Raw genomic sequence first — 26881 nt, 5'->3', positions numbered from 1 at the left:
GGGTCTGGGTGTGCAAGAGCTGATCGGGGCAGTTGGAGCGCTTTCGTCGAAGGAACGCAAAGCCTTGGCGATACTGCTGAAGCAAAAAGGGATCAACCTCTTCAATGTCGCGCCGATTTTCAAGCGCAAAGCCGACGAGCCCTTGTTGTTGTCCTATGCGCAGGAGCGCCAGTGGTTTCTTTGGCAGATGGAGCCAGACAGCGCCAACTACCATATTCCACTCGCGCTGCGCCTGCGCGGCGAGCTCGACCTTGGCGCCTTGCGGCGCAGTGTCGAGGCGTTGCATCTGCGCCATGAAGCGTTGCGCACCACCTTTGTCGACGACGACCTGCAGGCCCTGCAGGTCGTCCACCCGTCCATGACAGCGGACTTCACCTGCCTGGACTGGTCGAACGAGCCAGCGTCGGCGCGTTCTGAGGCGCGGCTGAAGGCCTTCGTCGAGGAGCAGGTCGGCCAGCTGTTCGATTTACGCCAGGGGCCGCTGTTGCGCGTCTGCCTGTTGCGCCTTGAAGCCAATGAACACGTACTGCTGCTCATCCAGCACCATATTGTCTCTGACGGTTGGTCCATGGAGATCCTGCTGCGCGAGATCATCGAGTACTACAGCGCGTTCACCCAGGGCCGGGCCCCGGACCTTGCGCCGCTGCCGATCCAGTACGCCGACTACGCCCTCTGGCAGCGCCAGTGGATGGAGGCAGGTGAACGTGAACGGCAACTGGCCTACTGGACTGCGCAGCTGGGTAGCGAGCATCCCTTGCTTGAACTGCCCACTGACCGACCGCGTCCGGCTGAGCAGAGTTATCGCGGTGCGCGGCTGGCGCTGAGCCTGCCCGATGGCCTGGCCGATGCGCTCAAGCGTTTCGCCGGGCAGGAGAATGTCACCCTGTTCACCCTGCTGCTGAGCAGCTTCGAGCTGTTGTTGCACCGCTACAGTGGCCAGGCCGAGATTCGTGTCGGGGTACCCTCGGCCAACCGCAACCGGGTAGAGACCGAGGGGCTGATCGGTTTTTTCGTCAACACCCAGGTGATCAAGGCCTGCTTTGACGATCAGCTGACCTTCCGCCAGTTGCTGCAGGCCGTGCACCAGACAGTGCTCGATGCCCAGACTCATCAGGATTTGCCGTTCGAACAACTGGTCGAGGCGTTGCGCCCGGAGCGCAGCCTCAGCCACAGCCCGCTGTTCCAGGTCATGTACAACCACCAGAGCGACGCGCGCACGCGTCACCAGCTGGCGGGGCAGGGCGGGCCCCTGATGATCGAGGCGCTGGCGTGGGAAAAGCACACCGCTCAGTTCGACCTGATGCTCGATACCCATGACAGCCCGAGCGGGCTTGCCGCCGGCCTGACCTACGCCAGCGACCTGTTTGAACGCGCGACCGTCGAGCGCATGGCTGCGCACTGGCTGGGCCTGTTGCAGGCGATCGTGCAACAGCCCGATCAGCGCGTCGCGGCCATGCCCCTGCTCGACAGCGATCAGTGGCAGCAACAGGTCGTGCGCTGGAACGACACGGCGATGGACTACCCCTTGGCGTGCTGCGTGCATCAGTTGATCGAACAACAGGCGCACGCCACACCCGACCGGGTAGCCCTGGTCCTGGGCGCTGCGCAGCTCAGTTACCGCCAGCTCAATGAAGTCGCCAACCAGTGGGCACACCGCTTGCTGGGCGCAGGTGTCGGGCCCGATGTGCTGGTGGGTATTGCCGCCGAACGCAGCCTGGAAATGGTTATCGGCCTGCTGGCGGTGCTCAAGGCTGGCGGCGCTTATGTACCGCTGGACCCGGATTATCCCGCGGAGCGCCTGGCCTACATGATGCAGGACAGCGGCATGCGCCTGCTGCTGAGCCAACAATCGGTACGTGAGCGCTTGCCGGTGCCGGCCGATGTCGAATGCCTGCTGCTCGATCAACCTCAGGATGGCTGGCCTGTCAGCAACCCGGCGTGCTACCCGCACCCGCAGAACCTGGCCTATGTCATCTACACCTCCGGCTCCACGGGCAAGCCAAAAGGCGCGGCCAACCGCCACCTGGCCCTGACCAACCGGCTGTGCTGGATGCAACAGGCCTATGGCCTCGGCGAACAGGACCGGGTCTTGCAGAAGACGCCGTTCAGCTTCGACGTTTCGGTGTGGGAGTTTTTCTGGCCGCTGATGACGGGGGCACGCCTGGTGCTGGCGGCGCCGGGTGATCACAAGGATCCTGCGCGGCTGATCGAGGTCATCCGCCGTGAACAGATAACCACGTTGCACTTTGTGCCCTCGATGCTGCAGGTGTTTATGCTCGATGACCAGGCGGGTCTGTGCACCTCGCTGAGCCGAGTGATTTGCAGTGGCGAGGCGTTGCCGGCAGATGCCCAGCAACAGGTTCTGAGCCGCTTGCCGCAAGCCGCCTTGTACAACCTGTATGGACCGACCGAAGCGGCAATCGATGTTACCCACTGGACCTGTCGCGACGAAGGCCGCGACAGCGTGCCGATTGGCCAGCCGATTGCCAACCTTGGCACCTATGTGCTGGACGACGAGCTGACGCCGGTGCCCGTGGGGGTAACGGGCGAGCTGTACCTGGCCGGTATCGGGCTTGCGCGCGGCTATCATCGCCGTCCGGGCCTGAGCGCCGAACGGTTTGTCGTCAGCCCGTTCGCCAGCGGCGAGCGTATGTACCGCACCGGCGACCTGGCGCGTCAGCGCAGTGACGGGGTGATCGAGTACCGCGGGCGGATCGACCATCAGGTAAAAATCCGTGGGCTGCGCATTGAGCTGGGCGAGATCGAGGCACGCTTGCTGGAACAGGATGAAATCCACGAGGCGGTTGTTCTGGCCGTTGCCACTGGCAATGGCCAGCAACTGGTGGCGTATCTGGTGCCGGCCCGGCGCGACTGGCCTGGCGACGACCGCCAGCGCCAGGCGCAGGCGCGCGAGCTGCTGCGGTCGCGCTTGCTGGCGGCCTTGCCCGACTACATGGTGCCCAGCCAACTGATGTTCCTCGACAGCCTGCCGTTGAGCCCCAACGGCAAGCTGGAACGCCGGGCGCTGCCGGTGCCTGATGCAGAGCAGATGCAGCAGGCCTATGTGGCCCCGGGCAGTGCCGTGGAAGTGGCGCTGGCGGCGCTTTGGCAAGAGGTGCTCAAGGTTGAACGGGTGGGTCTGAACGACAACTTTTTCGAACTCGGCGGCGACTCCATCGTGTCCATTCAACTGGTCAGCCGCGCGCGGCGCCAGGGCATCGTGTTCACCCCCAAAGAGCTGTTCCAGCACCAGACGGTGCAGAGCCTGGCGGCGGTCGCCCGGTCTCGCGAGGTCGGCGAAGGCGATGCAGTGGACCAGGGCCTGGTCAGTGGCGCGGCGTTGCTGCTGCCGATCCACCAGGCGTTTTTTGCCAGTGACATCCCCCAGCGTCACCAGTGGAACCAGTCGGTGCTGCTCAAGCCATCGCAGCCGCTGCAGGCCGACCTGCTGGAGCGTGCGCTGCAAGCGTTGGTGATGCACCACGATGTCTTGCGTTCGTGCTTCAGCGCCGAACAGGTGTGCTATCTGCAGCCCGAGCGCCTGCTTGCGCACTGGGCGCAGGCCCCGCTGCTGTGGCAAACCGCGCCAGTCGACCTGGCCGCGCTTTCAGTCGACTGCGACGAGGCCCAGCGCAGCCTGCAGCCGGCACAAGGGCAGTTGCTGCGGGCGCTGTTGGCGACCCTGGCCGACGGTCAGCAACGGCTGTTGCTGGTGGTCCACCATCTGGCCGTGGATGGTGTGTCCTGGCGCATCCTGTTCGAAGACCTGCAACAGGCCTACACACAGTTGGCGGCAGGCCAGCCTGTGGCCTTGCCGGCCAAGACCACTTCGGTCAAAGCCTGGGCCGAACGTCTGCAAACCTATGCGCGGGGCGACAACCTGCCGGCGCAGCTTGGCTACTGGCAGCAGCAGTTGCAGGGCGCATGCGCCGAGCTGCCCCAGGATCACGCCGACGGTACGCTGCGCAGTCGCGATGCGCTGACGCTGTACAGCCAGTTGAGCCCGCAGCTGACGCGCAAGCTGTTGCAGCAGGCTCCCGCGGCTTACCGCACGCAGATCAACGACCTGCTGCTGGCAGCCCTGGCCAGGGTGTTGCAGCGCTGGACCGGCGCCGACCATTGCCTGATCCAGCTTGAAGGCCATGGCCGTGAAGAGCTGTTCGATGAGGTCGACCTGACCCGCACCCTGGGTTGGTTCACCAGCATGTTTGCGCTCAAGTTGCAGGCCTTCGAGCAGTGGAGCGACACCCTCAAGGGGATCAAGGAGCAACTGCGGGCGGTGCCGGACAAAGGCATCGGCTACGGGGTGCTGCGTTACCTGGGTGATCAGCAGGCGCGTGAAAGCCTGGCGCAATTGCCGGTGCCGCGGGTGACCTTCAACTACCTTGGGCAGTTCGACGCCAGTTTCAGCAGCGATCAGGCACTGTTCGTTCCCGCCGCTGAAAACCGAGGGCTTGAGCGCAGCCTGGACGCGCCGCTGGGCAACTGGTTGAGCCTCAATGGCCAGGTGTACGACTCGGCCTTGAGCATAGGCTGGACCTTCAGCCGCAGCATGTTCGATGAGGCGACGATCGCGCACCTGGCCGCGCAGTACAGCGAGGAGCTCGAGCGTCTGATCGAGCATTGCTGCGATCAGGGCGTTGGCGCGGTGACCCCCTCGGACTTCCCGCTGGCGCAGGTTTCGCAGGCCTGGCTTGACCAACTGCCGATTGCCGCCGGCGAAATCGAAGACATCTACCCGCTCTCGCCGATGCAGCAGGGCATGCTCCTGCACACCCTGGAAGACAACGAGTCGGCGCTTTACATCAACCAGGTGCAGTTGCCGGTGCAGGGCCTGGATGTCGAGCGATTCTGCCAGGCCTGGCAGGCGGCAGTCGACCGCCACGAGGCCCTGCGTACCAGCTTTCATTGGCCCGATCGGCAGACGCCGGCGCTGCAAGTCGTGCAGCGCCGGGTCAAGCTGCACGTACAGATCCTCGACTGGCAGGATCAACCCTGGGATGAACAGCGCGTCGCGCAATGTGCCAGCGCCGAACGGGCCCGCGGCTTTGATATCGGCGCCGCGCCGTTGCTGCGCCTGTTGCTGATTGGTACCGGCCCTGGGCAATACCGGATGATCTGGACCAGCCACCACATCCTGATGGATGGCTGGAGCAATTCACGTCTGCTCGCAGAAGTGCTGCAGCACTACTGTGGCGCGCAGGTTGCGGCGCCAGGCGGGCGCTTTCGCGACTTCATCGGCTGGCTGCAGGGGCAGGACGCCAAGGGCCTCGAACAGTTCTGGAAGCAGCGCCTGCAGGCCTTGGTCGAGCCGACTTCGCTGAGCCAGGCGGTGCATCCGCGGCACAGCAGCAGCGAGCCCGGTCACCGGGCGCTGTACACCCGCTGGGATGCAGCGCGCACTGCACGCTTGCAGCAGGTGTGCCGTGACTTGCGTATCACCCCCAACACCCTGATTCAGGGCGCCTGGCTGCTCTTGTTGCAACGCTACACGCGCCAGGACACCGTGGTGTTCGGCGCCACGGTTGCCGGGCGACCAGAGGGCCTGGCCAATGCCGACACCCTGCTGGGCCTGTTTATCAATACCTTGCCAGTCATTCACCGCATCAGGCCGGAACAAGCGCTGGATGCCTGGTTGCGCGACCTGCAAGCCTACAACCTGGACGTGCGCGATCATTCCCATGTGCCGCTGGCGGATATCCAGCGTTGGGCAGGCATGGGCGGACAGGCGTTGTTCGACAGCATCATCGTGTTCGAGAACTACCCGATCGATGAGCGGCTTGGCGAGGCCCGGGACAGCGGCCTGCACTTTGGCGAGTCACGCAATCACGATGTCACCAACTTCCCGATGGACCTGGCCGTCCACCTCAACGACAGCCTGTCGATCGAATACCTGCATTTGCGCAGTGCCTTCAGTGAGCAGGCCGTCGAGGGCATCCGTCACGCCATGGAGGGGCTACTGACGGCCATGCTCGAGACACCGCTGCAGCGGGTGGGTAACCTGCAACGCCTGGATACCGCGCAGTGGCAGCAACTGCAGGCCTGGGGGGCACAGCCGGCGCGGCAGTACCGTCCGCTGTCGGTGGTCGAGCTGATTGACGAACAGGCCCGGCGCCAGCCCGGGGCGATTGCTGTGGAGTGCGCGGGGCAGCGCCTGGACTATGCCGCCCTGCAGCGCCAGAGCAATGCTCTGGCCGCGACCTTGATGGCGCAGGGCGCGGGCCCTGAAGTTCTGCTCGGGGTGGCCCTGGAGCGTTCGCCGCAGATGATCGTGGCACTGCTGGCCGTGCTCAAGTGCGGCGCGGCGTATGTGCCGCTGGACATCGATTACCCGAGCGAGCGCCTGGCCTACATGATCGAGGACTCGGGCATGGCCCTGGTCATTACCCACAGCGATCTGCTCGGGCGCCTGCCGCTGCCGGCGCTGTTGCCACGGGTAGAGATGGATCGACTGCCGCTTGATGAACAGCGCGTCGGGCCAGCGCTTGCCCGCGGCGATGATCGCAACCTGGCGTACCTGATCTACACCTCCGGTTCCACCGGTCAGCCCAAGGGCGTGGCGGTTACCCGCGGGCCCTTGAGCATGCACTGCCAGGCAATTATCGAACGCTACGAAATGAACGCCAGCACCCGCGAACTGCACTTTATGTCGTTTGCCTTCGACGGTGCCCATGAGCGTTGGTTGAGCGTCCTCGGCAGCGGCGGGGCGCTGGTCATTCGCGACGCCGAACTGTGGACACCGGAGCAGACGTTCAAGGCCCTTGGGCAGCAGGCAATCACCATCGCCTGCTTCCCGCCGGCCTACCTCAAGCAGGTTGCCGAGTATGCCCGCCAGTGTGGCGAGCCTGCGCCTGCGGTGAACATCTACTGCTTTGGCGGCGACGCCGTACCCGAACAGACCTTCGAGCTGGTCAAGGCAGCATTGCGCCCGCAGTACTTCACCAATGGCTACGGACCGACTGAGACCGTGGTCACCCCGCTGCTATGGAAAGTGCCGGCCGATTCGACCTGTGAAGCTGCGTATGCACCGATCGGCCGCGCCGTCGGCTTGCGCGCCTTGCAGGTCCTGGACGATGACCTCAACCCATTGCCTGCAGGCTTCGCCGGCGAGCTGTACATTGGTGGCGAGGGGGTCGCCCGAGGCTACCATCGTCGCCCGGGCCTGACCGCCGAGCGCTTCGTACCGGACCCTTTCGGCCAGCCAGGAACCCGGGCCTACCGCAGTGGTGACCTGGTGCGCCTGCGTGAGGACGGCATCATCGACTACGTCGGTCGTATCGATCACCAGGTAAAGATTCGCGGCTTTCGCATCGAGCTGGGCGAAGTCGAGGCCTGCCTGCGCCAGCAACCCGGGGTCAGCGATGCGCTGGTCATTGCCCGTGACTTTGCCGCCGGCAAGCGCTTGATTGCCTACGCGGTCACCCCGCACGGCATCGATCAGGGGCCGGCGCTGCTCAGCGGTCTGCGCGCGGTGCTGCCCGACTACATGGTCCCGGCACAGGTTATCTGCCTCGTGGCACTGCCGATCTCGCTCAACGGCAAACTCGACCGCAAGGCCTTGCCAGAGCCGGATTTCAGCGCCGATAGCTACCTTGCCCCGCGCAGCGAGCAGGAGCACCTGCTGGCCCAGGTCTGGGCCGAGGTGCTGCAAGTCGACAGGGTTGGTATCAGTGACAACTTCTTCGAGCTGGGCGGCGACTCGATTCTCAGCTTGCAGGTCATTTCCCGCGTGCGTAATCACCCGCAGCTGGACATCAACCTCAAGCTGCGCGACCTGATGCGCTACCAGACCATCGCCGGCCTGTTCGATCAGCAGGTCTTTGCCGGTGCTGCGCAGCAGGAGGACCTGAGCCATCTGGTTAGCGATGGCCGGTTCAGCCTGTTGCCGATCCAGGAATGGTTCTTCGCCCAGAACATGCCAGAGGCGCACCACTTCAACCAGGCATTGATGCTGCGCTCGCGCCAGGCACTCGAGCCGCAGGCGCTGGAGCAGGCTTTGCAGGCTGTGGTGCAGCAGCATGATGGCTTGCGCTTGTGCTTTGCCAAGGAGGGCGAACGTTGGTATCAGGCGTATCGGCCACAGCAGGCCCAGGCCGACAAGCCGCTGCTGGAGCAGGTGAGCGTGGCCGATGAGGCGGCGCTGGAAGACTTGACCGCCCGGGTGCAACGTAGCCTGGACCTGCAGCAAGGGCCATTGATGCGCGCCCTGCATATCACCTTTGCCGGCGAGCAGCGCTTGCTGCTGGTCATTCACCACCTGGCGATTGATACGGTGTCCTGGCGCATCTTGCTGCAGGATTTGCAACAGGCCTACGAGGCTTGCAGCCAGGGCAACAGCCCAGCGTTGCCGATTCGCACCAGCAGCTACCAGGCCTGGGCGACCCGTCTTGAACAACAAGCGCCGCTGCTGGTGGAGCGCGAGCTGGGGTACTGGCTCGAACAACTGCAAGACTCGGGTCAGCCTTTCCCTTGCGATAACCCCCGCGGCAAGAACCTGGTCGGCTTCCATGCGGTAGAGCGCATGGAGCTCGACGCCCAGCGCACCAGTGAACTGTTGACCCAGGTGCCGGCGGTCTATCAGACGCAGATCAATGACCTGTTGCTGGGCGCCTTGAGTCGCGTGCTGTGCCGCTGGACCGGGCAGGATGCGGCGTTGATCCAGCTTGAAGGTCACGGTCGTGAAGACCTGTTCGACGAGCTGGATTTGAGCCGTAGCCTGGGCTGGTTCACCAGCATGTACCCGGTACGCCTGGTGCCCGGTGCCGAGGATGACATCCGCGCCAGCCTGCTCGGGGTTCAGCGCCAGTTGGCGGCAGTCCCCGACAAGGGGCTGGGTTACGGCGTGTTGCGCTACCTGGCGGGCAACAGCCTCAGGCAGCAGTTTGCCGGGCTGGCCCAGGCCAGGGTGACCTTCAACTACCTGGGCCAGTTCGACCAGAGCTTTGACGAGCGCGCCTTGTTGGTGCCGGCCGAGCAAAGCGTGGGGGCGTGCTATAGCCTGCAAGCGCCGCTGGGCAACTGGCTGGAGATTGTCGGCCAGGTGTTCGACGGCCGCCTGGCCTTGCGTTGTGTGTTCAGTACCCGGCGCTATCGTCGTGAAACCATTCGCCAGTTGATGGACGACTATCAGCGCGAGCTGCAGGCGATCATCAGCCATTGCCTGGCCCAGGCCGCCTGAGCCGTCAACCTGTGTGCCGGCAAACCTTTGCCGGCACGATTCGATACACCGTTTAGGAAGCTCAAATGTCTTTGCACCCTGATCTTGCTGATTTCCTCGACCTGGCCGAGGAAAGCCGCGGCCCGCTCGATCTGCCTTTTCATCAACAAACCCCGGAGCAGGCCCGGGCCGCGTTCGAGCAGACTACCCAGCAACTGCGCTGGCCCGTCGAGCAGCGGCTCGACTGTCAGGAACTGACGGTCACCAGCCGCGATGGCGGCGCGGTGCCGGTGCGCCTGTATCGTGCCCGGCAATGCGAGGGGGCCTTGCCATTGCTGGTGTACTTCCACGGCGGTGGCTACGTGGTGGGCAGCCTGGATTCGCACGATGGCGTTTGTCGCGAGTTTGCCGCAGGCGGCCAATGTGCGGTGCTGTCGGTGGGTTACCGGTTGGCGCCCGAACACCGTTTTCCGCAGCCGCTGCTCGATGGCGAGGATGTCCTGGCCTGGTTGCCCGGCCAGGCCCGGGCCCTGCAGCTGGACCTTGCCCGGGTCGCGTTTGCCGGCGACAGTGTCGGCGCGACCATTGCCACCGTGTTGGCCTCCCAGGCTGCCCAGGCAGGGCCGGACGCGGCGCTGCAGCCGCGCTTGCAACTCCTGTGCTATCCGGTGACGGATGCCTCCCGGCGCAGCGCCTCCATGGAGCTGTTCGCCGAAGGCTACTTGCTCGAGAGCCAGACGCTGGAGTGGTTCTACCAGCACTACCAGAGTGCTGCGCAAGACCGCTGTGACTGGCGCTTTTCGCCGTTGCTGACAGATAAGCTGAGCAACGTTGCCCCCGCCTGCATTGCCCTGGCCGGGCTTGATCCGCTGCTTGATGAGGGCCGGGCCTATGCACACCGGCTGCAGGAGCAGGGCGTACCTGTAACGCTCAGGGAATACCCCGGCCTGACCCACGACTTTTTGCGCCTGGGCTCGGTGGTTGGCCAGGTCACGGACATCTACACGCAGTTATGCGCAGACCTGCGCCAGGCGTTCGAGCGTTGAGGCAAAGGTTTCACCCTGGCCATGAAAAAGGGGCACTGAACCGACGTTCAGTGCCCCTTTTTCCTGTGCCCTGGATCAGAACGAATACTTGAGGCTGGCCATCACATTGCGCGGCTCGCCGTAGAAGGTCGAACCGTAGGAGCCCATGCCGCTGAAGTACTTGCGGTCGGTCAGGTTGTTCAGGTTGATGTTGCCGCGCAGGTTGTCACTGAAATCGTAACCGGCCAGCAGGCCGACCAGGGTGTAGCCCTTCTGGTCGAAACGGGCGGGGATTGCGCCGGGGCCAAAGCCCAGGGTGGTGTCGTAGTAGATATTGCTCTGCCACGAGACGTTGCCGCCCACTGTCATGCGGTTGAGCAGGCCGGGCAGGCGATAGGTGGTTGCGAACCGGGCAATCTGTTCAGGCTGGGTGGTGCTGACCTTGTTGCCGTCCTTGTCTTCGGAGGTGCGGTAGGTGTAGCCGCCATGAACATTCCAGTCGGGAAGCAGTTCACCCGAGACTTCGATTTCAAAGCCTTTGGTGGTGGCGCCTGACACCGCCTTGTAAGCCGTGGCGTTGGGAATGTCCACACGCAGGCCGTCGGCTTCGGCGACGTTGTCCTGCTTGGAGGTGAACAGCGCGAGGCTGGCGTTCAGGCGGCCCTCGTAGTATTCGCCCTTGATCCCCACTTCGTAGCTTTCACCGGTCAGTGGCTCCAGCGGCGTGCCGTTGCGATCGGGGTTGAACGGTTGCGGTTTGAAGATATCGGCGTAGCTTGCGTAAACGGTGTGGTAGTCGTCCAGGTCATAGGTGATGCCCGCGTAGGGGGTGACCACGCCACTTTCGCGGGAGTTGTAATGGGTGTTGGGGTTGGGCAGCAACGGGTTGAAACCATCCTGGTTCCAGTAGTGGTCGGTCACCCGTGAACCGAGAATCACGTTCAGCCGGTCCGTCGGTTTGAGGATGGTCGCAAAGTACCCGGCACGCTCACGGGCAACGGTGTCGTAAGGCACGGTGAACAGCAGTTTGCTGGGCTTGACCGGATTGTTGTCCCAGTTGAAAAAGTCATCGATCTTGTAACTGCCGAACGAATGGGTGCCGGATTCGTTTTCGTTGCGTGCCCAGTTCAGGCCCATGACCATCTCATGGGTGCGCCCGAACAGCTGGAAAGGGCCGGTGGCGTAAGCCGCTACGTCGACCTCCTTGGAGGTCGAGTAGTACTTGCTGGTAAAGGCGTTGGCCGAGTGGGTGACCGCGTCGATCTGGCCGTTGGCGGTGGCGGTGAGGTTGTCGACGTCATAGCGGCGGAAATTGGTCTCGACCTTGAGCAGCCAGTCATTTTCAAAATGGTGTTCGATGTTGGCGAAGTAGCGTTGGGTTTCGGTGTTGCTGTACGACCATTTTGCCCCGGAGTTGGTCGAACGCGACGGCTTGACCGTCGCGCCGTTGGTGTAGAACGCCGGCAGGTTGGAGTTGGTCGAGCCGTCGGCATTGCCTTTCTGATAGTCCATGCCGAAAGCGAAGGTGGTGCTGTCGGACAGGTCGGCCTCGATGATGCCGTAGAACACGTGGTCTTCACGACGCAGGTAGTCGATGTAGCTTTTTTCATCCTGAGTGGCAGCCACCATCCGGCCACGAATATGCTTGCTGTCGGTCAACGGGCCGGACAGGTCGACTTCGGTGCGGTACTGGTCCCAGCTGCCCGCGCCGGCGGTCACATGCCCCTGGAACTGCGCGGTCGGTTTTTTGCGCACGAAGTTGACCACGCCCGACGGGTAGCCGGTGCCATTGAGCAAGCCGGCCGAGCCGCGCAGGATCTCGATACGGTCGTAAATGGCGGTGCCGATCAAACCGTAGTTGTCGCGCAACGGGGCATTGGTGCTGAGGCTGGGCAGGCCGTCGAACTGAAAGTTGGAAATCTCAAAGCCGCGGGAATAAAAGGTATTGACCTCGGTATTGTCCTGGCTGACCGTCACCCCGGGCGTCTGGTTGAGCACATCGGCGATGCTCAACAGCCCTTGGTCTTCGATCTGCTGACGGGTGATTACGCTGACAGACTGCGGGGTCTTGCGCAGCGACAGGTTCATCTTGGTCGCCGTACTGGTTTCACCGGTGGTGTAGGACCCGGTGCCCTCAGTGGTAAGGCCCAGGGATGAGCTGTTGACTGTGGTGGCATCCAGGGTCAGGTCGGCGCCGCCCTTGTTGCCATGGATGGTCAGCACATCGCCTTGCAGGTTGTAGCGCACGCTGGTCCCGCCGAGCAGTTCGGCAATCGCCTGGGCAGGCTCCTTGGTGCCGTTCAGTGCGCGGCTTCTAAGCCCGGCGACGTCGTCGGGGCTGTAGAGAATCTGGATGTTGGCCTGGGTGCCGAACGCCTGCAGGGCGCTGGCCAGCGATTGCGCTGGAATTGCAAACGCGACCATCTGCGCATGGGCCTGGGCAGTGACAGCCAGGGCGCTGAGGCCGACCAGGCTGCTCAGTGCCAGTGGCCTGGTTAAAGTCCGACGAATCAGCAAAGCCCTGGTGAAGGGTGGCAAGCGGTATGCAGTGGTCAACGGAGGCTCCAGCGCGAAGGCAAACAAGTGAGAATGATTAGTATTTTTTGTAAGACGCTCTAGCAGGCCAAATCCGGAAAACTTTTTTCTTTTTCAAGCCATGGCACGTTCGGCCACGACTTGTCCGTTCTTCATCCGGATCAGTTGATCGGCGATATCGAAGTAACGGTCGTCGTGGGAAATGACGATGATGGTCTTGCCCAGGCGCTTGAGGTCGGGCAACAGTTCGGTGTAGAAAATGCGCCGGAACGTCGGGTCCTGGTCGGCGGCCCATTCATCGAACACCAGCACCGGGCGCTCTTCGATCCAGGCATTGACCAGTGCCAGGCGCTTGCGTTGCCCGGTCGACAGGTCGGTGGTGCTGAAGGCGCCGTCACGGATACTGACTTTGTGAGCGATCTCCAGGCGTTCCAGGTATTGCGAGGCCTGGGCAGGTACCTGCAGGCCGTCATTGACCAGGTCGTCGAACAGGTAATAGTCAGCAAAAATGGTGGTGAAGAGCTGCCGGTAGTCATCGCGGGCGCGATCGTCGATGACCTCGCCGTTGAGGCGGATCTGGCCTTGCTGTGGCGGGTAGAGCCCCAGTAACAGCTTGATCAGCGTGGTCTTGCCGCAGCCGTTTTCGCCGACGATGAAGACAATGTCGCCCTGGCGGATATCCAGGTTGACCGGCCCCAGGTGAAAGGGCGCGCAGCCGTCCCGGGTCGGGTAGCTGTGACAGACATCAAGCAGTTGCAGGCGCTCGACGCTCACTGTCGGCGTGCCCTGGTCGCTGAGCAGCAGGTGCGGCTCGGGCGATGAAAACTGCTCGGACAACTCGGCGATCCGGCGAAAGGCGATCTGCGCCCGGCTGACTATGGGCAGGGTGCTGACCAGATGCTCCAGCGGCCCCTTCATGTACAGCAACACCAGCACGAAGCCACTCATTACCGCTTTGTCGGCGCTCGGCCAGAACGACTGCAGGGCCAGGGCCAGGCCGATGACCACGAAGAACAGCATTGAGCCGAGGCTTTTGGCAATCACGAAAGTATTGATCGAGCGAATCTGGGTATTGCAGATATGCTCGGCAACCTTTTGTATCCCGGCGACGAACATGCGCTGGCGTCGGGGGCGGTGGATGCGCAGCTCCTTGGCGCCCTCGGCGATCGCACTGTAGTGTTTCTGCAGTTCATCCTCGGCTTCGCGAGCGGCCATGAAGCCCTTGATGCCACGAGCCCTGGCCACGTACTGGATCACCGTGCCGATGCCGATTGCCAGCAGCATCATGACAAACATTGGCCAGGACAGCATTGCCAGGTAACCCAGGCAGCCCAGGGTCACGGTCAGGGAAATGGCCAGGGGCGCAAAGGCGAAGGCGAACGAGCTGATGGTATCGATGTCGTGGGTCAGCACCGGAATCAAGCGATGGCTGCGGTAGCGTTCGATCTGCCCGATCGGGGCGCTGAGGACCTTTTCCCCCAGCTCCTTGCGCAGGTTGGCGATGATCTTCTGACCGATGCGGTTGCTGCCGATATCGGACAGAATCGAGCTCAGTAACGCCACCACACACAGCCCGGCGAAACTGGCAATCAGCGACGGGCCAAGGCCTTGCGGGCTGTGCAGGCCATCGTTGATGGTCGCCAGCAAGGCGGTGACACTCAAGCCACCGATCATGCCCAGGACAATCGACACGACCACCTGCGGCCAGAAAGGGCGCAACAGCGCCAACAGCTCGCGCATTGCGCCACGGTATTGCTTGCTCATGAAGGGTTCCTGGCTCAGGCGCTGGTCAGCGCAGTCGGCGCATGGGAAGTGGCAAAAGCAGGTACTGCCTGCTTGCCCAGGGTGTCGTACAGCGACTGGCCAATTTCGGCCGCGCGAATCGGCAGCACCGAGAGCAAGGTGTCGCTCAGGCCATGGGTGGCTTCACAGAAACCCTGCAAGTACACCGCGGCCTGCAGGTCGCTACTGGCCAGGGCGCGGTAGTCGCGGCCGACGCTGTAGTCCTCCAGGTAGTCTTGTAGCGGTGCCAGCAGTTCCCGGTGCGAGCGTCGCTCGTAGCCAGTGGCGAGGATCACGGCATCGTAACGATGGGTCTGCTGTTGCCCGGTCGAGAGGTCTTCCAGGGTCAGCTCGATGCCATCGGCGGTGGCGGTGGCCGCCTGCACCTGGCGGCGGCAGAGCACGGCGTGACGGAACTGATGGGCGACCTTCTGGCGATAGAGGATGCCGTAGATGCGCTCAAGCAGGTCGATATCAACGACCGAGTAGTTGGTGTTGTGATATTCGTCAATCAGCTTCTTGCGCTCCGGGCTGCTCTGGTTGAACACCAGGTCGGTGTGCACAGGGGCGAAGACTTCGTTGACGAAGGGGCTATCGTCGGCCGGCTTGAGCGCCGAGGCGCGCACGATCATGTCGACCTTGACCGACGCAAAGCTGTCGTTGAGATCGATGAAGGCTTCCGCGGCGCTTTGCCCCGAGCCGATGATCGCAATGCGCATGGGTTTGCCTTCGGTGCAGGGCAAGCCGGCCAGGCTGCTGAGGTAGCGAGAATGGTGGAAGACTCGCGGGTCGTCCTTGAAGGCCGCAAAGATGCCGGGGACTTTCGGTGTGCCGCCACTGCCGACGACCACCGAGCGGGTCAGGCGGCCATGTTCCTGGCCCTGTGCGTCACGCGAAATGACCTTCAGGTGGCGGATCCGGCCGCTGTCGAGCACCGGCTCAATGCGCAGTACTTCTTCGCCGTAGCTGGCCTGCGTGGCGAAGTGCTCGGCGGCCCAGCGCAGGTAGTCGTTGTACTCCAGGCGGCAGGGATAGAAGGTGCCGAGGTTGATGAAGTCGACCAGGCGCTGCTTCTGGTGCAGGTAATTGACGAAGCTGTAGGGGCTGGTGGGGTTGCGCAGCGACACCAGGTCCTTGAGAAAGGAGATTTGCAGTTCGCTCTGGGTCGCCAGGGTGTTGCCGTGCCAGCGGTAGTCCAGCTGCTTGTCGATGAACAGCGCATCCAGCGCGTGACCATTGGTTTGCGCGAGCTCTTCCAGGGCAATGGCCAGGGCCAGATTGGAAGGGCCGAAGCCCACGCCGACCAGGTCGTGGACCTTCTGGGGGAAATGGATCTGGCTCATGCTATCGGTTCCTTCAGTGTCGGGGCCGATAGCCTCGAAGGCGGCCCCCGGGGCTTGGGGATTACAACGATAGGACGAGTGGCTTGCGGGACAATTTAGCGCCGTTGGCCCGTCACGGTTCGCGGACCAGGCGTACGCCAATCCAGTCTCCGCGGTTGCCTGGCAGGTTGGCGTTGCGGTTGCCGGAGCGCGAGAAAATCGGCGCCTCGCCCCAGTCGTTGCCACGAATCACCACCACCTTGCAGTCGGCCTGCTGCCAGGCACTGCCGTCGTTCGGGGCGCCTTCGTAGCTGTCGTGATAACAGTCGGCGACCCATTCGTAGACGTTGCCGTGCATGTCGTACACACCAAAGGCGTTGGCCGGGTAGCTGCCCACCGGCGAGCTGAAACTGAAGCCGTCCCTAGGCCCGTAGACGTTGGCGTTGCGGCTGATCTGGTAGTCGCCGTCCGGGTCCATGTCGAACGGGAACGGCCCGTTGCTGCCGGCGCGGGCGGCGTATTCGCGCTGTGCTTCGCTGATCAACTGGTAGCGCTTGCCGGTCTTTTTCGTCAGCCAGTCGGCATAGGCCTGGGCATCGTGATAGCTCATGCACACCGCCGGTTGTCGCGGGCCTTGCTGGTAGCGCGGCTTGCTGGCCTTGCACTCGCGGCCCGGGCGGGTGTCGCCGTCGGCAATCTTGGCCCCGGACTCGCGCAGGTAGGCGTCCCATTCACCGGCAGTGACCTGGTAGCGGCTGACCGCGAACGGCTTGGCGAAGGTCACGGTGTGTTGCGGGCCTTCGTCGGGCTGGCGGCCGACTTCGTCGTCCGGGGTGCCCATGGTGTAACGGCCGGCCGGCAGCATGACCATTTCCGGGCAGCTGCTTTTACAGTCGCGAAAGACCTTGCCCGGTTGTACCGCGTCGGCGGCCTGGGCGCTGGCGATGCTGGTCAGCAGCGCGAGTACGGATAGCGGGTAGAGCAGTGGTGAAGACATGCGAAGGCCTTTTCAGAGTTTTTTGATCAGCAGGGCCATGGCCCGATCGATTTCCTGCTCGTTGTTGAGCAGGCCCGGAGCGAAGCGAATCACCGGGCCGACGTCGCGCGACACGGCGTCGACCATTACCCGGTTGTCGACCAGGTAAGCGGCGATGGCATCGGCGTTGCGTTCCTTGACCCTGAAGAAGGTGAAGCCCGCCGAGTGTTCGCTGCTGAGCGGGGTGACCAGTTCGATGGCCTTGTGCTCTTTGAGCCGCTGCTTGAGCAGGTCGTTGAGCTGGTGGATGCGCGCCTGGACATCGGCCTTGCCCAGTTGCAGGTGCAGCTCGAAGGCCTTGCCCAGTGCCCAGCGGTGCTCGAAGGCGTGGTAGCCGCCGGGGGTCATGATGGTGGCGAAATCTTCGTCCTCGGAGAAGGTGGCGAAGGTCGGGGTCAGGTGCTGCATCTTCTCCGAGGCGGCGCAGATGATCCCGGTACCACGCGGGCCGAACATCCATTTATGGGTGCCGGCGATGAAGTAGTCGCAGTTGAAGTCGGCGAAGGTGCTGTTCTCGACACCGAAGCCATGCACGCCGTCGACCACGTAAATGATCCGCTGGTTTTCATCGCGGTCACGGTTGTGCCGGCGCACCAGTTCGCCGATCTGCCCGACCGGCAGCTTTACGCCGCTGCCCGAGTGCACCCAGGTCATGCCCAGCACCCGGGTGTTGGGGGTGATGGCCTGGTCGATCGTGCTCAGCACCTGGTCGGTGGAAATTTCCCAGGGCTGGCTGAACAGGCGCAGCTTGCGCACCTGGGTGCCTTCGTGGCGCTGACGGAAGGCCAGGGTGCGGTTTGTGGAATAGTGCTCGTGTTCGGTGGTGAGGATTTCCTGCTGCGGGCTGACTTGCAAGCGCCCGTAGATCATCCCCAGGCCCTCGGTGGTGCTGCCGGTCAGGGCGATCTGCCGGGGCCTGACTTGCAGGTAGCGCGCCGCCCACTGGCGGACCTCGCCTTCACGCTGCCATTCGTACTGGCTCTCCCAGTCCATGCGGCTGGCCGGGTTGCGGTCGACTTCAGCGCGGTAGTAATCGATGGCTTCCTGCACCGGGCGCGGGTGGGCAGTGACCAGGAAATTGGCAAAGTGGGCGTAGTCCGGATCCAGGGGGAACAGCTGGCGCAGGTTGCGCCATTTGTCGCTGCCGCTCAGCGGCGCGGCCGGGGCGGCCAGCGCCTCGGGTAGCAACGGCAGGCTGGCGGCGAGCAAGCCGGCCTGCTTGAGGAAGGTACGGCGATCTGTCATGGCGGGCGGTTTCCGGCTCAAGGGGTGGCGGTGGCGGCAACGGGCTGGGCGGTTTTTTGCACCTGCGCCCACACCCGCAGGAAGTTGCCGGCCCACAGCTTGCCGATGTCGGCCTCGGAGTAACCACGGGTGAGCAGTTCGGCGGTGACGTTGCGGATCTCGCTGACATCCTTGAAACCCTCCAGGCCGCCGCCGTCGTTGAAGTCGGAGCTGATGCCAACGTGGTCGATGCCGACCTTCTTCACCGTGTAGTCGATGGCATCGACAAAGTCCTTGAGGGTGGCTTTGGGTTCTTGATCGAGGATGCCGTAGAGGCTGCTGGCGTACTCGCCAAAGCGTGCCTCGGGCCAGATGGCGATTACCGCGTCGCCGGGCATCAGGGCGTTGGCCAGGCCTTGCAGCGGTTGCAGGTCGAAGCGCACGCGCAGGGCTTCGAGCTTGTCCAGGGTCGGCTTGCTCAGCGGTTTGAGGTACTGGCCGAAGCCGACCACCTGGATGACGCCGCCGCTGTCCTTGATCAGCTGCATTTCCTTGTCGCTGAGGTTGCGCGGGATATCCACCAGCGCCCGCGGCGCCGAATGCGAGGCCACGAACGGCGCCTGGCTCAGGCGTGCGACGTCCTCCAGGGCCAGGGTCGACATCTGCGACACATCGATGATCACCCCCAGCGCGTTGAGGCGCTTGACCGCCTGCTCGCCCAGTGGCGACAGGCCGCCGAGGGCGTCGGCGGTGTCGTTGAAGAACGGCAGCGGGCGCGAGGAGTCGGCCCAATCGTTGTTGCCGGTGTAGCTGAAGCCGAACATACGCATGCCGCGCTTGGCCCACAGGTCCAGCTGTGACAGGTCGTGGCCCAGCGGGTAGGCGTTGAGCATGCTGATGAACACGGCGAACTTGCCTTCGCCATTGAGGCGCCGGAAATCATCCGGGGTATAGGCAATGCCGACCTGGTTGGGGAAGTCGCGGACCATGTTGCTGATGATCTTGTAGCGCACCTCCTGCTGGTGCCGGGCTTCGTCGACAAAGCCCGGGGTCGGGCGGTGCGGGGCATTGGCGCCGTTCCACAGCTCCGGCCAGCCGAAAATGGTCAACGCCGCACCCGACAAACGCCCTTGCCCGGCCTTGACCAGATCGAACTGGCCGTGGCCGTCCTTGTCGATCTCGTTGCCGGCGCTACCGAAGTTCAGCGGCACAGTGACATGGCTGTCGAACGACAGCATGTGCTCGTGCAGGGCATTGGCCTGTTCGACGATCGGGCGCGGGTAGCCGTGCTGGGATTTGAAGTACAGGTAGCCGGCGCTGGCAGCGGCCACTGCCAGGGCCAGGGGCAGGCCGATGTAGAGGGCTTTGCGGGAACGGGATGTGGTCATTGCCATCTCGACGTTAGGCTGATCGGAGCGGTTTGCCCGGTGCACAGGCGTGCCGTGGGCAAAGCTTGGGTATCAGGAGGGACGAGTGGCGTGCGGGCAAATTTATCCGGGCGAGCGCCGGGTTCAAGTTTCAGCGTCTGCGGCCGATAGCCGGGTTAACCCCAATACCATCAGGACGATAGAAACATGGCAGGTTTTAGCGCCGTATCAATCAACGGGACCCCATTGAACAGCGGCATCAACACCGGCATCACCGTCACCGGCCAGGAAAGGCAGGCCGGGATGGAAGCGGCGGGCGCGGTCAGCGTCGACCTGTCCAAGGTGCGTGATAGCGGCAAGGCCGAAGAGGCCAAGGAAAAGGAAGAGGCCAGTGCCGGCGAAGAACCGGCGCACATCAAGCAATTGCGCGAGATGATCAAGAAAATGCAAAAGCAATTGGCCGAGCAGCAGAAACGCTTGCAGGAAGTCCTGGCCAGCGACATGGAGCCGATCCTCAAGGCTTCCGCTGTTGCTGCCGCGCAATCGGCGGTGGGCGCGACCACGGCGTCGATCGCCAGCGCCACGGCAACGCTGCTCAAGGCGCTGACCGAAGCCGGTGGCAGCAGCTCGGGCTCGTTGGTCAGCACCAACGCCTGAAACGAAAAAGGGCCTGTGCATGCACAGGCCCTTTTGTTTTCAGTCAGCCAGTTGACGGTTCTGCGTGCGCTCTGACTTGTAGCGCATGGCTACTGCCGGGGCCGGCTTGGTGCTGCCGGTCTCAAGCCACTGGCGCATGCGGCTGGCGTCGGCAAAGTGGGTGTACTTGCCAAAGGCATCGAGGATCACCATGGCCACCGGGCGGTTGTCCATCTTGGTCAACAACACCAGGCAGTGGCCGGCATCGTTGGTGAAGCCGGTCTTGGTCAGCTTGATGTCCCAGTTGCTCTTGTTGACCAGGTGGTCGGTGTTGCGAAAGCCCAGGGTGTAGTTGGGTTTTTTGAACGCCACGGTCTGCTCGCGGGTGGTGCTCAAGCTGCTCAGCAGCGGGTAGTTGCGCGCCGCCATCAGCAGCTTGCTGAGGTCGCGGGCAGTGGACACGTTGCTGGTCGAAAGCCCCGTCGGCTCAACATAACGGGTGTGGCTCATGCCTAATGCACGGGCCTTGGCGTTCATCGCCTTGATGAAGGCGTTGTAACCGCCCGGGTAGTTGTGCGCCAGGGTTGAGGCCGCGCGGTTTTCCGACGACATCAGGGTGATCAGCAGCATGTCCTTGCGGTTGAGCTGGCTGCCCAGCTTGACCCGCGAATACACCCCTTTCATTTCCTTGTTCTGGGCGATGGTGACCGTGAGCATCTCGTCCATGTTCTGCTTGGCGTCGAGCACCACCATGCCGGTCATCAGCTTGGTCACCGAAGCGATCGGCACCACCCGGTCAGGGTTGTTGGCGTAGAGCACCTTGTTGGTTTGCAGATCGATCAGCAGGGCGCTGCCGGAGGCCAGGTGCAATTTCGCTGGATCGCGTTGTTGCTGGGCCGGGGGTTGAGCAGCAGCGGTCGACGTGACAGTCGCAGTACCTGTGAGCAACAGCAGCAGGCTTAGAATCGAAAGGGAAGTTTTCACGTTGAGGCTCACTAGAAGTTGTTATGTCGTTGGCTGTGCAAGGGTTTTCCCCCAAAAACCGCTGCATTTTAGGAGTATGGCCTAGTTGCTGTCGATTGCCCGGACAGCGCTATCGTGCAGATGAAAAAAACTTAATCCAAGTGCCTTTCAGCGGCCCATAAAAAGCCCCGCCAAAGGGCGGGGCAAGGGGCTGTGCGGAGCAACGCACGAAAAAACGGTGGGCAGGCCTCAGGCTTGCAGGCCGGGGCCCTCGAGACGCTCGGCGAGGGCCTGGGCGGCCGGCAGGGAGGTCAATGGCCCGGAGATCGCTTCGCCATTGCGTACCAGGTACCAGCAGGCCAGCAAGCCCAACTCCCTGAGCGAGGTGGGGACGGCGCTGCCGATGACGGACATGATGTTGATAGGGGCCATTGGGGTTCCTCCCGTGAGTCATGGGCCTACCTTAGCGTCGAGTGCCGGGTGGTTGAAATCAACGCGCTTGATAGTGATCATCAGCCGCGCCGGTTGATAGCCACTCCTAACAGCACAACGCCGACGTCGGGGATATTTACTAGACTGCGGGAACCGAAAAAATCACACAGGTTCAGAGTAAAGGTTATGTAAGGGCCGATCAGCGGTCTGCGGCGGGCGAGGGCGCAGTGCCAGCCCGTTTCCTGAGGAGATTTCAATGGCAACATTTCCAGGCAAAGACACCCAGCTGTGCATCTCGTTGGCGGGACGGCCGGGCACCTTTGGCGTGCGCTTTCACAACCATCTGTATCAGCAGCTGGATCTGGATTTCTACTACAAGGCCATGACTACCGACGACCTGCCGGCAGCCGTTGCCGGTATTCGTGCCCTGGGCATCCGCGGCTGTGGCGTGTCGATGCCTTACAAGGAAGCCTGTCTGGCCCTGGTCGACGGCGTTGACCCGTCGGCGGCGGTCATCGAGTCGATCAACACCATCGTCAATACCAATGGCCACCTGGAAGGCTATAACACTGACTACCTGGCCGTGCGCCATTTGCTCCTGCGTCACCAGGTGGACCCGTCGACGGCGTTTGCCCTGCGCGGCAGCGGCGGTATGGCCAAGGCGGTGGCCAGTGCCCTGCGCGATGCCGGCTTTAGCCAGGGCATCATCGTCGCCCGCAATGAACAAGCCGGGCGGCAGCTGGCCGACAGTTGCGGCTATCGCTGGCAGGCAGAGCTGGGCGACCTGTGCCCGCCGATGCTGGTCAATGTCACGCCGATCGGCATGGCCGGTGGGGTTGAAGCCGAACAGTTGGCCTTCGCCCCCGAGGCGATAGCGGCGGCGCAGCGGGTATTCGATGTGGTGGCGATGCCGGCGCTGACGCCGTTGATCGTCGAAGCCCAGCGTCTGGGCATACCGGTGATTACCGGGCTGGAGGTGATTGCCTTGCAGGCGCTGGAGCAGTTCGTGCTGTACACCGGGGTACGGCCAACGGCGGAGCAGGTGGCGCGGGCAGTGGCGTTTGCCCGCGGGTGAAGGGTAAAACCTATCGCGGGGCAAGCCCGCTCCCACAGGTCCTGTGCATGCAGATCTATTGTGGGAGCTGGCTTGCCAGCGATGGGCTGCAAAGCAGCCCCGGGTTTACTCGAACTGCGCCAGGCGCTCTTCCAGCGCCGCAATCCGTGCTTCCAGCGCTTCGATCCGCTCCAGCGACACCGCGCCACCGGCCGAACGCTCCGGCCCTTGCTGGCGCGCCGCCAGAATCGCCTCGATCTCGGCCGGATCGCCCAGCGCATGGGTGTAGCGATCTTCACGCTGCCCGGCCTGGCGCGGCAGGTGCAGGGCAAAGCCGCGGGCGATCAGGCGCTCAAGCTGGTGCACGACCTGTTCAGCATCTTCGAACTCATGCATGCGGCTGCTGCGGGTCAGCAGTTCGTTAACCGTTTGCGGACCGCGCAGGAACATCAGCCCCAGCAGCGTTACCTGCGCCGGCACCAGCTCCAGGGCCTTGTCCACGCGCTGCTCCCAGCGGTCGGCGCGGCTGCCCATCTGCAGGCGGGTCAGGCCCTGGCCTTCGAGCGCGCGCAGGGCCTGGCCAACCTGGCCCTGGCTGAGGTTGGTGACCGGTTCCCGGCTGGTCTTCTGGTTGCAGGCCAGCACCAGGGCGTTGAGGGTCAGCGGGTAGGTTTCCGGGCTGGTGGCCTGTTTTTCGATCAGCGAGCCGAGCACGCGGATCTCGGTGCTGGTGAAGCGGGCGTCGGAAGCGGTTTCGTGTTCGGCGGACATGGCCCTGTCTCTATGCGAAGAAAGGCCTCTAGCCTAGGTGCGCAACAGGGTAAAACACAAGCAGCCGGTGCAGGACGCACCGGCTGCAGGTCAAGCTCAGGCGGCCTGGCGCTCTTTGGCCAGGCAGGCCGCAGCGGTGAACAGTACGTCGGTGGAGGAGTTCAGCGCGGTTTCCGCCGAGTCCTGCAGCACACCGATGATGAAACCGACGGCCACCACCTGCATGGCGATTTCGCTGGGGATGCCGAACAGGCTGCACGCCAGCGGGATCAGCAGCAGCGAGCCGCCGGCCACGCCCGAGGCGCCGCAGGCGCAGACAGCGGCGACAACGCTGAGCAGGATCGCGGTCGGGATGTCGACGGCGATGCCCAGGGTGTGCACGGCGGCCAGGGTCAGGACGGTGATGGTGATTGCCGCGCCGGCCATGTTGATGGTCGCGCCCAGCGGGATCGACACCGAGTAGGTGTCTTCATGCAGGCCGAGTTTCTCGCTCAAGGCCATGTTGACCGGGATGTTGGCCGCCGAGCTGCGGGTGAAGAAGGCGGTGATGCCACTTTCACGCAGGCACAGCAGCACCAGCGGGAAAGGGTTGCGGCGAATCTTCCAGAACACGATGATCGGGTTGACCACCAGCGCCACGAACAGCATGCAGCCGATCAGCACGGCCAGCAGGTGCAGGTAACCGAGCAGGGCGTCCAGGCCGGACTGCGCCAGGGTCGAGGCGACCAGGCCGAAAATCCCCAGCGGCGCGAAGCGAATCACCACGCGTACGATCAAAGTCACGCCGTTGGACAGGTCGGCAACCACCGTGCGCGTGGTCTCCCCGGCGTGACGAATGGCCACACCCAAGCCAATGGCCCAGGCCAGGATGCCGATGAAGTTGGCGTTCATCAGCGCGCTCACCGGGTTGTCGACCACGCTCAGCAGCAGGCTTTGCAGCACTTCAGTGATGCCACCGGGAGCACTCAAGGCAACGTCAGAGGTGCTCAGCGCCAGGTTCGAGGGGAAGGCCATGCTGGCAATCACTGCGACCACGGCGGCGGCGAAGGTGCCGAACAGGTACAGCACCAGGATCGGGCGGATATGGGTTTCGGTGCCGTGACGGTGGTTGGCGATCGAAGCCATGACCAGGATGAACACCAGGATCGGCGCCACCGCCTTGAGCGCGGAGACGAAGACCTTGCCGACGAAGCCGAGGCTTGCGGCGGTCGTGGGGGCGAACACGGCCAGGGCAATGCCGGCAGCGAGGCCGATCATGATCTGGACCACCAGGCTGGTGCGGTTCAACAGGTTTAGAACAGGGGTCATGGCAGGTGTTTCTCTGTCTTGTTCAGGGCGCGGTGGGCGAACCACGGCGCTGGAGCATGGGGCACCTGGCGGGGCAGGGCCGAGAAAAAGGGCGCGACTTTAGCACAGCAGGGCACATTTGGTATTTGCGCTGCGTCAGACGGTAGGACGCAAGTGTAGTCTGTGCGTCCTTTGCAAACGGCGATGAACCCACGCCGGCTACCAGTTGAACAGCTCGCGGCGGGCGCCTTCGGTAATGGCGACGATACCCGGGTGCTTGACCTTGCGCTCCACTGAAATGGCATAGAACGACTCGTTGACCGCGTCGGTCTGGCCGATCAGCTCGACGCCGTACTGCTTGCAGACCTCGTCGGCAATCACGCTGGGGGCAATGAAAATGCCGCTGCCCGATTGGCCGAAGGCCTGCATCAAGGCGCTGTCGTCGAACTCACCGACGATCCGCGGCTGCAATTGCTGTTCGGCGAACCAGCGCAGCAGGCGGCTGCGCACCACGGTTTCCTGGCCGGGAATCAACAGCGGCGCGTGTTGCAGGCAGGCCGGGAAGTTGCGCCCGTACTGTTCAGCCAACGCCTGTGTGGCAAAAAAGCTGATGCCGCATTCACCCAGCTTCTGGCTGTAGCCCTTGATGTCCAGGTGGCTGGGCATGGGGCTGTCGGAAATCACCAGGTCCAGGCGCTGGATCGCCAGGTCTGCCAGCAGCCGTTCGAGCTTGTCTTCGCGGCAGCTCAGGCGCAGGGCGTCTTCCATGTCCATGGTCGGCGCCAGCAGGCGGTAGACGATGGACTTGGGCACCACATCGGCCACCCCGACCCGGAACAGTATCTGCTGTTCATCCGGCCGGGCCCGCAGCATCGCCTCGAGCTCGCCGCCAATCTGGAACATCTGCTCGGCGTAGGTCAGGGTCTGCCGGCCGCTCTCGGTCAGCTCCAGCTGGCGCCCGACCCGGCGAAACAGCTCGATGCCGTAGGTTTGCTCAAGCAGGGTGATCTGCCCGCTGATGGTCTGCGGGGTCAGGTTCAGTTGCTCGCAGGCACGCACGATGCTGCCGGTCTTGGCCACTACCCAGAAGTAATGCAACTGGCGGTAATTGAGCATGGCGATTTCCCGATTCGTAAAAACCGAAGTATAACCGCTGAAAATACGAATTTTCCTGATGTATCTGGCTCTTTAGAATCCCTTGCCATCACGGTGCCCCTGAATGCGCACCGATTTAATTGCATGGAGACCCACAGATGCTTCACTTCAAATCCATCGGTACACCCCTGGTGTTGCTGTTGGCCCTGCTGGCCATGAGCGGTTGCGAGCAGGCGGAAAAGTCCGCCCAGCAAATGCTCAACCAGGCGGCGGAGTCGGCCAAGGAGGCCATCGACAAAACCAACGAAGCCGCCCAGCAAGCCCTGAGCGAAGCCACCGGCTCCGAAGGCAGCGACAAGGCAGGCAAACCCGAGCGCGACGCCAGCGCCCAGGACATCTGACCCACCCCTTACCCCGATGCAGGATTTGATTCATGGAATACTTGTTGGAACTCGCTGCAAGCCCGACCGCCTGGGTCGCCCTGGCCACCCTGGTGGCCATGGAGATCGTCCTCGGTATCGACAACCTGATCTTCATCTCGATCCTGACCAACAAGTTGCCTGAAGAGTACCGCTCCAAGGCGCGGCGCATTGGTATCAGCATGGCCCTGATCATGCGCCTGGGCTTGCTCAGCACCGTGGCCTGGATCGTCCAGCTGACCGAGCCGGTGGTCGATGTATTCGGTCATACCTTCTCCTGGAAGGACATGATCCTCATCGCCGGTGGCCTGTTCCTGCTGTGGAAAGCGACCAAGGAAATCCACGAGAGTGTCGACCCGCGCGCCCAGGCTGAAGCCAAGGCGTCCTCGACCATCACCCTGGGCTTTGCTGCGGCGATTGGTCAGATCCTGGTGCTCGACATCGTCTTCTCGATCGACAGCATCATCACCGCCGTGGGCATGACCGAGCACCTGCCGATCATGATCATTGCCGTGATCAGTGCCGTGATCGTGATGCTGGTGGCCGCCGACCCGCTGGCCCGCTTCATCAACGACAACCCGACCGTGGTGATGCTGGCCCTGGGCTTCTTGATCATGATCGGCATGACCCTGATCGCCGAAGGTTTCGGTGCTCATGTACCCAAGGGTTATGTGTATGCGGCGATGGCCTTCTCGACGGCGATCGAGATCCTCAACATCATGTCGCGTCGGGCACGCTTGAAGCGCGAGGCGGTTGAGGGCTGATAAAGCCATCGC

17 protein-coding genes are annotated in these 26881 nt (G+C 63.3%); 6 read left to right on the top strand and 11 right to left on the bottom strand.

The window, feature by feature from the left end; all coding sequences use genetic code 11:
• The first annotated feature begins 10 nt into the window (after positions 1 to 10).
• Positions 11 to 9178 (top strand): amino acid adenylation domain-containing protein, encoded by a 9168-nt coding sequence (locus ACIOVF_RS03115; RefSeq protein ID WP_401287410.1) that lies wholly within the window; start codon positions 11 to 13, stop codon positions 9176 to 9178.
• 65 nt (positions 9179 to 9243) lie between these two features.
• Complete coding sequence (locus ACIOVF_RS03110; RefSeq protein ID WP_401287407.1) at positions 9244 to 10203, top strand: alpha/beta hydrolase; 960 nt, start codon at positions 9244 to 9246, stop codon at positions 10201 to 10203.
• 75 nt (positions 10204 to 10278) lie between these two features.
• Here the strand turns inward: ACIOVF_RS03110 and ACIOVF_RS03105 are convergent, their stop codons facing one another.
• The 6 genes from ACIOVF_RS03105 to pvdM form a co-directional block, all read right to left on the bottom strand.
• The gene (locus ACIOVF_RS03105; RefSeq protein WP_052676483.1) at positions 10279 to 12738 is read right to left on the bottom strand and encodes a TonB-dependent siderophore receptor; all 2460 of its coding nucleotides are present in this window, start codon (positions 12736 to 12738) and stop codon (positions 10279 to 10281) included.
• Positions 12739 to 12831: 93 nt separating this feature from the next.
• Positions 12832 to 14481, bottom strand: coding sequence for a cyclic peptide export ABC transporter (locus ACIOVF_RS03100; protein ID WP_401287404.1), 1650 nt, complete (start codon positions 14479 to 14481; stop codon positions 12832 to 12834).
• A 14-nt stretch (positions 14482 to 14495) separates the two neighbouring features.
• Positions 14496 to 15842, bottom strand: a complete 1347-nt coding sequence (locus tag ACIOVF_RS03095; protein ID WP_401287401.1) for a lysine N(6)-hydroxylase/L-ornithine N(5)-oxygenase family protein — start codon at positions 15840 to 15842, stop codon at positions 14496 to 14498.
• A gap of 112 nt (positions 15843 to 15954) precedes the next feature.
• Positions 15955 to 16818, bottom strand: a complete 864-nt coding sequence (locus ACIOVF_RS03090; protein ID WP_045194593.1) for a formylglycine-generating enzyme family protein — start codon at positions 16816 to 16818, stop codon at positions 15955 to 15957.
• Between the two features lie 12 nt (positions 16819 to 16830).
• Positions 16831 to 18102, bottom strand: a complete 1272-nt coding sequence (locus ACIOVF_RS03085; protein ID WP_401287398.1) for an aminotransferase class V-fold PLP-dependent enzyme — start codon at positions 18100 to 18102, stop codon at positions 16831 to 16833.
• A 17-nt stretch (positions 18103 to 18119) separates the two neighbouring features.
• Positions 18120 to 19469 carry a pyoverdine-tailoring dipeptidase-like protein PvdM gene (gene pvdM, locus ACIOVF_RS03080; RefSeq protein ID WP_401287395.1) on the bottom strand — a complete coding sequence of 450 codons (1350 nt, stop codon included), beginning with the start codon at positions 19467 to 19469 and terminating at the stop codon, positions 18120 to 18122.
• Between the two features lie 186 nt (positions 19470 to 19655).
• On the opposite strand from pvdM, the gene ACIOVF_RS03075 reads away from it, so the two are divergent.
• The gene (locus ACIOVF_RS03075) at positions 19656 to 20105 is read left to right on the top strand and encodes a hypothetical protein (protein ID WP_256326715.1); all 450 of its coding nucleotides are present in this window, start codon (positions 19656 to 19658) and stop codon (positions 20103 to 20105) included.
• A gap of 39 nt (positions 20106 to 20144) precedes the next feature.
• Here the strand turns inward: ACIOVF_RS03075 and pbpG are convergent, their stop codons facing one another.
• Positions 20145 to 21068, bottom strand: a complete 924-nt coding sequence (gene pbpG / locus ACIOVF_RS03070) for a D-alanyl-D-alanine endopeptidase (protein ID WP_082075415.1) — start codon at positions 21066 to 21068, stop codon at positions 20145 to 20147.
• A gap of 228 nt (positions 21069 to 21296) precedes the next feature.
• Positions 21297 to 21479, bottom strand: coding sequence for a hypothetical protein (locus ACIOVF_RS03065; RefSeq protein ID WP_093381111.1), 183 nt, complete (start codon positions 21477 to 21479; stop codon positions 21297 to 21299).
• Between the two features lie 256 nt (positions 21480 to 21735).
• Between ACIOVF_RS03065 and ACIOVF_RS03060 the strand changes: the two genes are divergently transcribed.
• On the top strand, positions 21736 to 22554 hold the full coding sequence (locus tag ACIOVF_RS03060; protein WP_401287390.1) for a shikimate 5-dehydrogenase: 819 nt from the start codon (positions 21736 to 21738) through the stop codon (positions 22552 to 22554).
• A gap of 105 nt (positions 22555 to 22659) precedes the next feature.
• Here the strand turns inward: ACIOVF_RS03060 and ACIOVF_RS03055 are convergent, their stop codons facing one another.
• The 3 genes from ACIOVF_RS03055 to nhaR form a co-directional block, all read right to left on the bottom strand.
• On the bottom strand, positions 22660 to 23304 hold the full coding sequence (locus ACIOVF_RS03055) for a YceH family protein (protein ID WP_045194583.1): 645 nt from the start codon (positions 23302 to 23304) through the stop codon (positions 22660 to 22662).
• Between the two features lie 96 nt (positions 23305 to 23400).
• The gene (gene sstT / locus ACIOVF_RS03050; RefSeq protein ID WP_258607444.1) at positions 23401 to 24612 is read right to left on the bottom strand and encodes a serine/threonine transporter SstT; all 1212 of its coding nucleotides are present in this window, start codon (positions 24610 to 24612) and stop codon (positions 23401 to 23403) included.
• A gap of 198 nt (positions 24613 to 24810) precedes the next feature.
• A complete protein-coding gene (gene nhaR, locus ACIOVF_RS03045) occupies positions 24811 to 25707 on the bottom strand; it encodes a transcriptional activator NhaR (protein ID WP_045194578.1) in 897 nt (298 codons plus the stop codon).
• A gap of 137 nt (positions 25708 to 25844) precedes the next feature.
• Between nhaR and ACIOVF_RS03040 the strand changes: the two genes are divergently transcribed.
• The gene (locus tag ACIOVF_RS03040; RefSeq protein ID WP_045194576.1) at positions 25845 to 26087 is read left to right on the top strand and encodes a hypothetical protein; all 243 of its coding nucleotides are present in this window, start codon (positions 25845 to 25847) and stop codon (positions 26085 to 26087) included.
• Between the two features lie 32 nt (positions 26088 to 26119).
• The gene (locus tag ACIOVF_RS03035) at positions 26120 to 26869 is read left to right on the top strand and encodes a TerC family protein (protein WP_045194575.1); all 750 of its coding nucleotides are present in this window, start codon (positions 26120 to 26122) and stop codon (positions 26867 to 26869) included.
• The last annotated feature ends 12 nt before the right edge of the window (positions 26870 to 26881 follow it).

This window comes from Pseudomonas sp. NPDC087612, assembly GCF_044743505.1.
GTDB lineage: Bacteria > Pseudomonadota > Gammaproteobacteria > Pseudomonadales > Pseudomonadaceae > Aquipseudomonas.
This window is presented reverse-complemented; position numbering and strand designations above follow the sequence as displayed.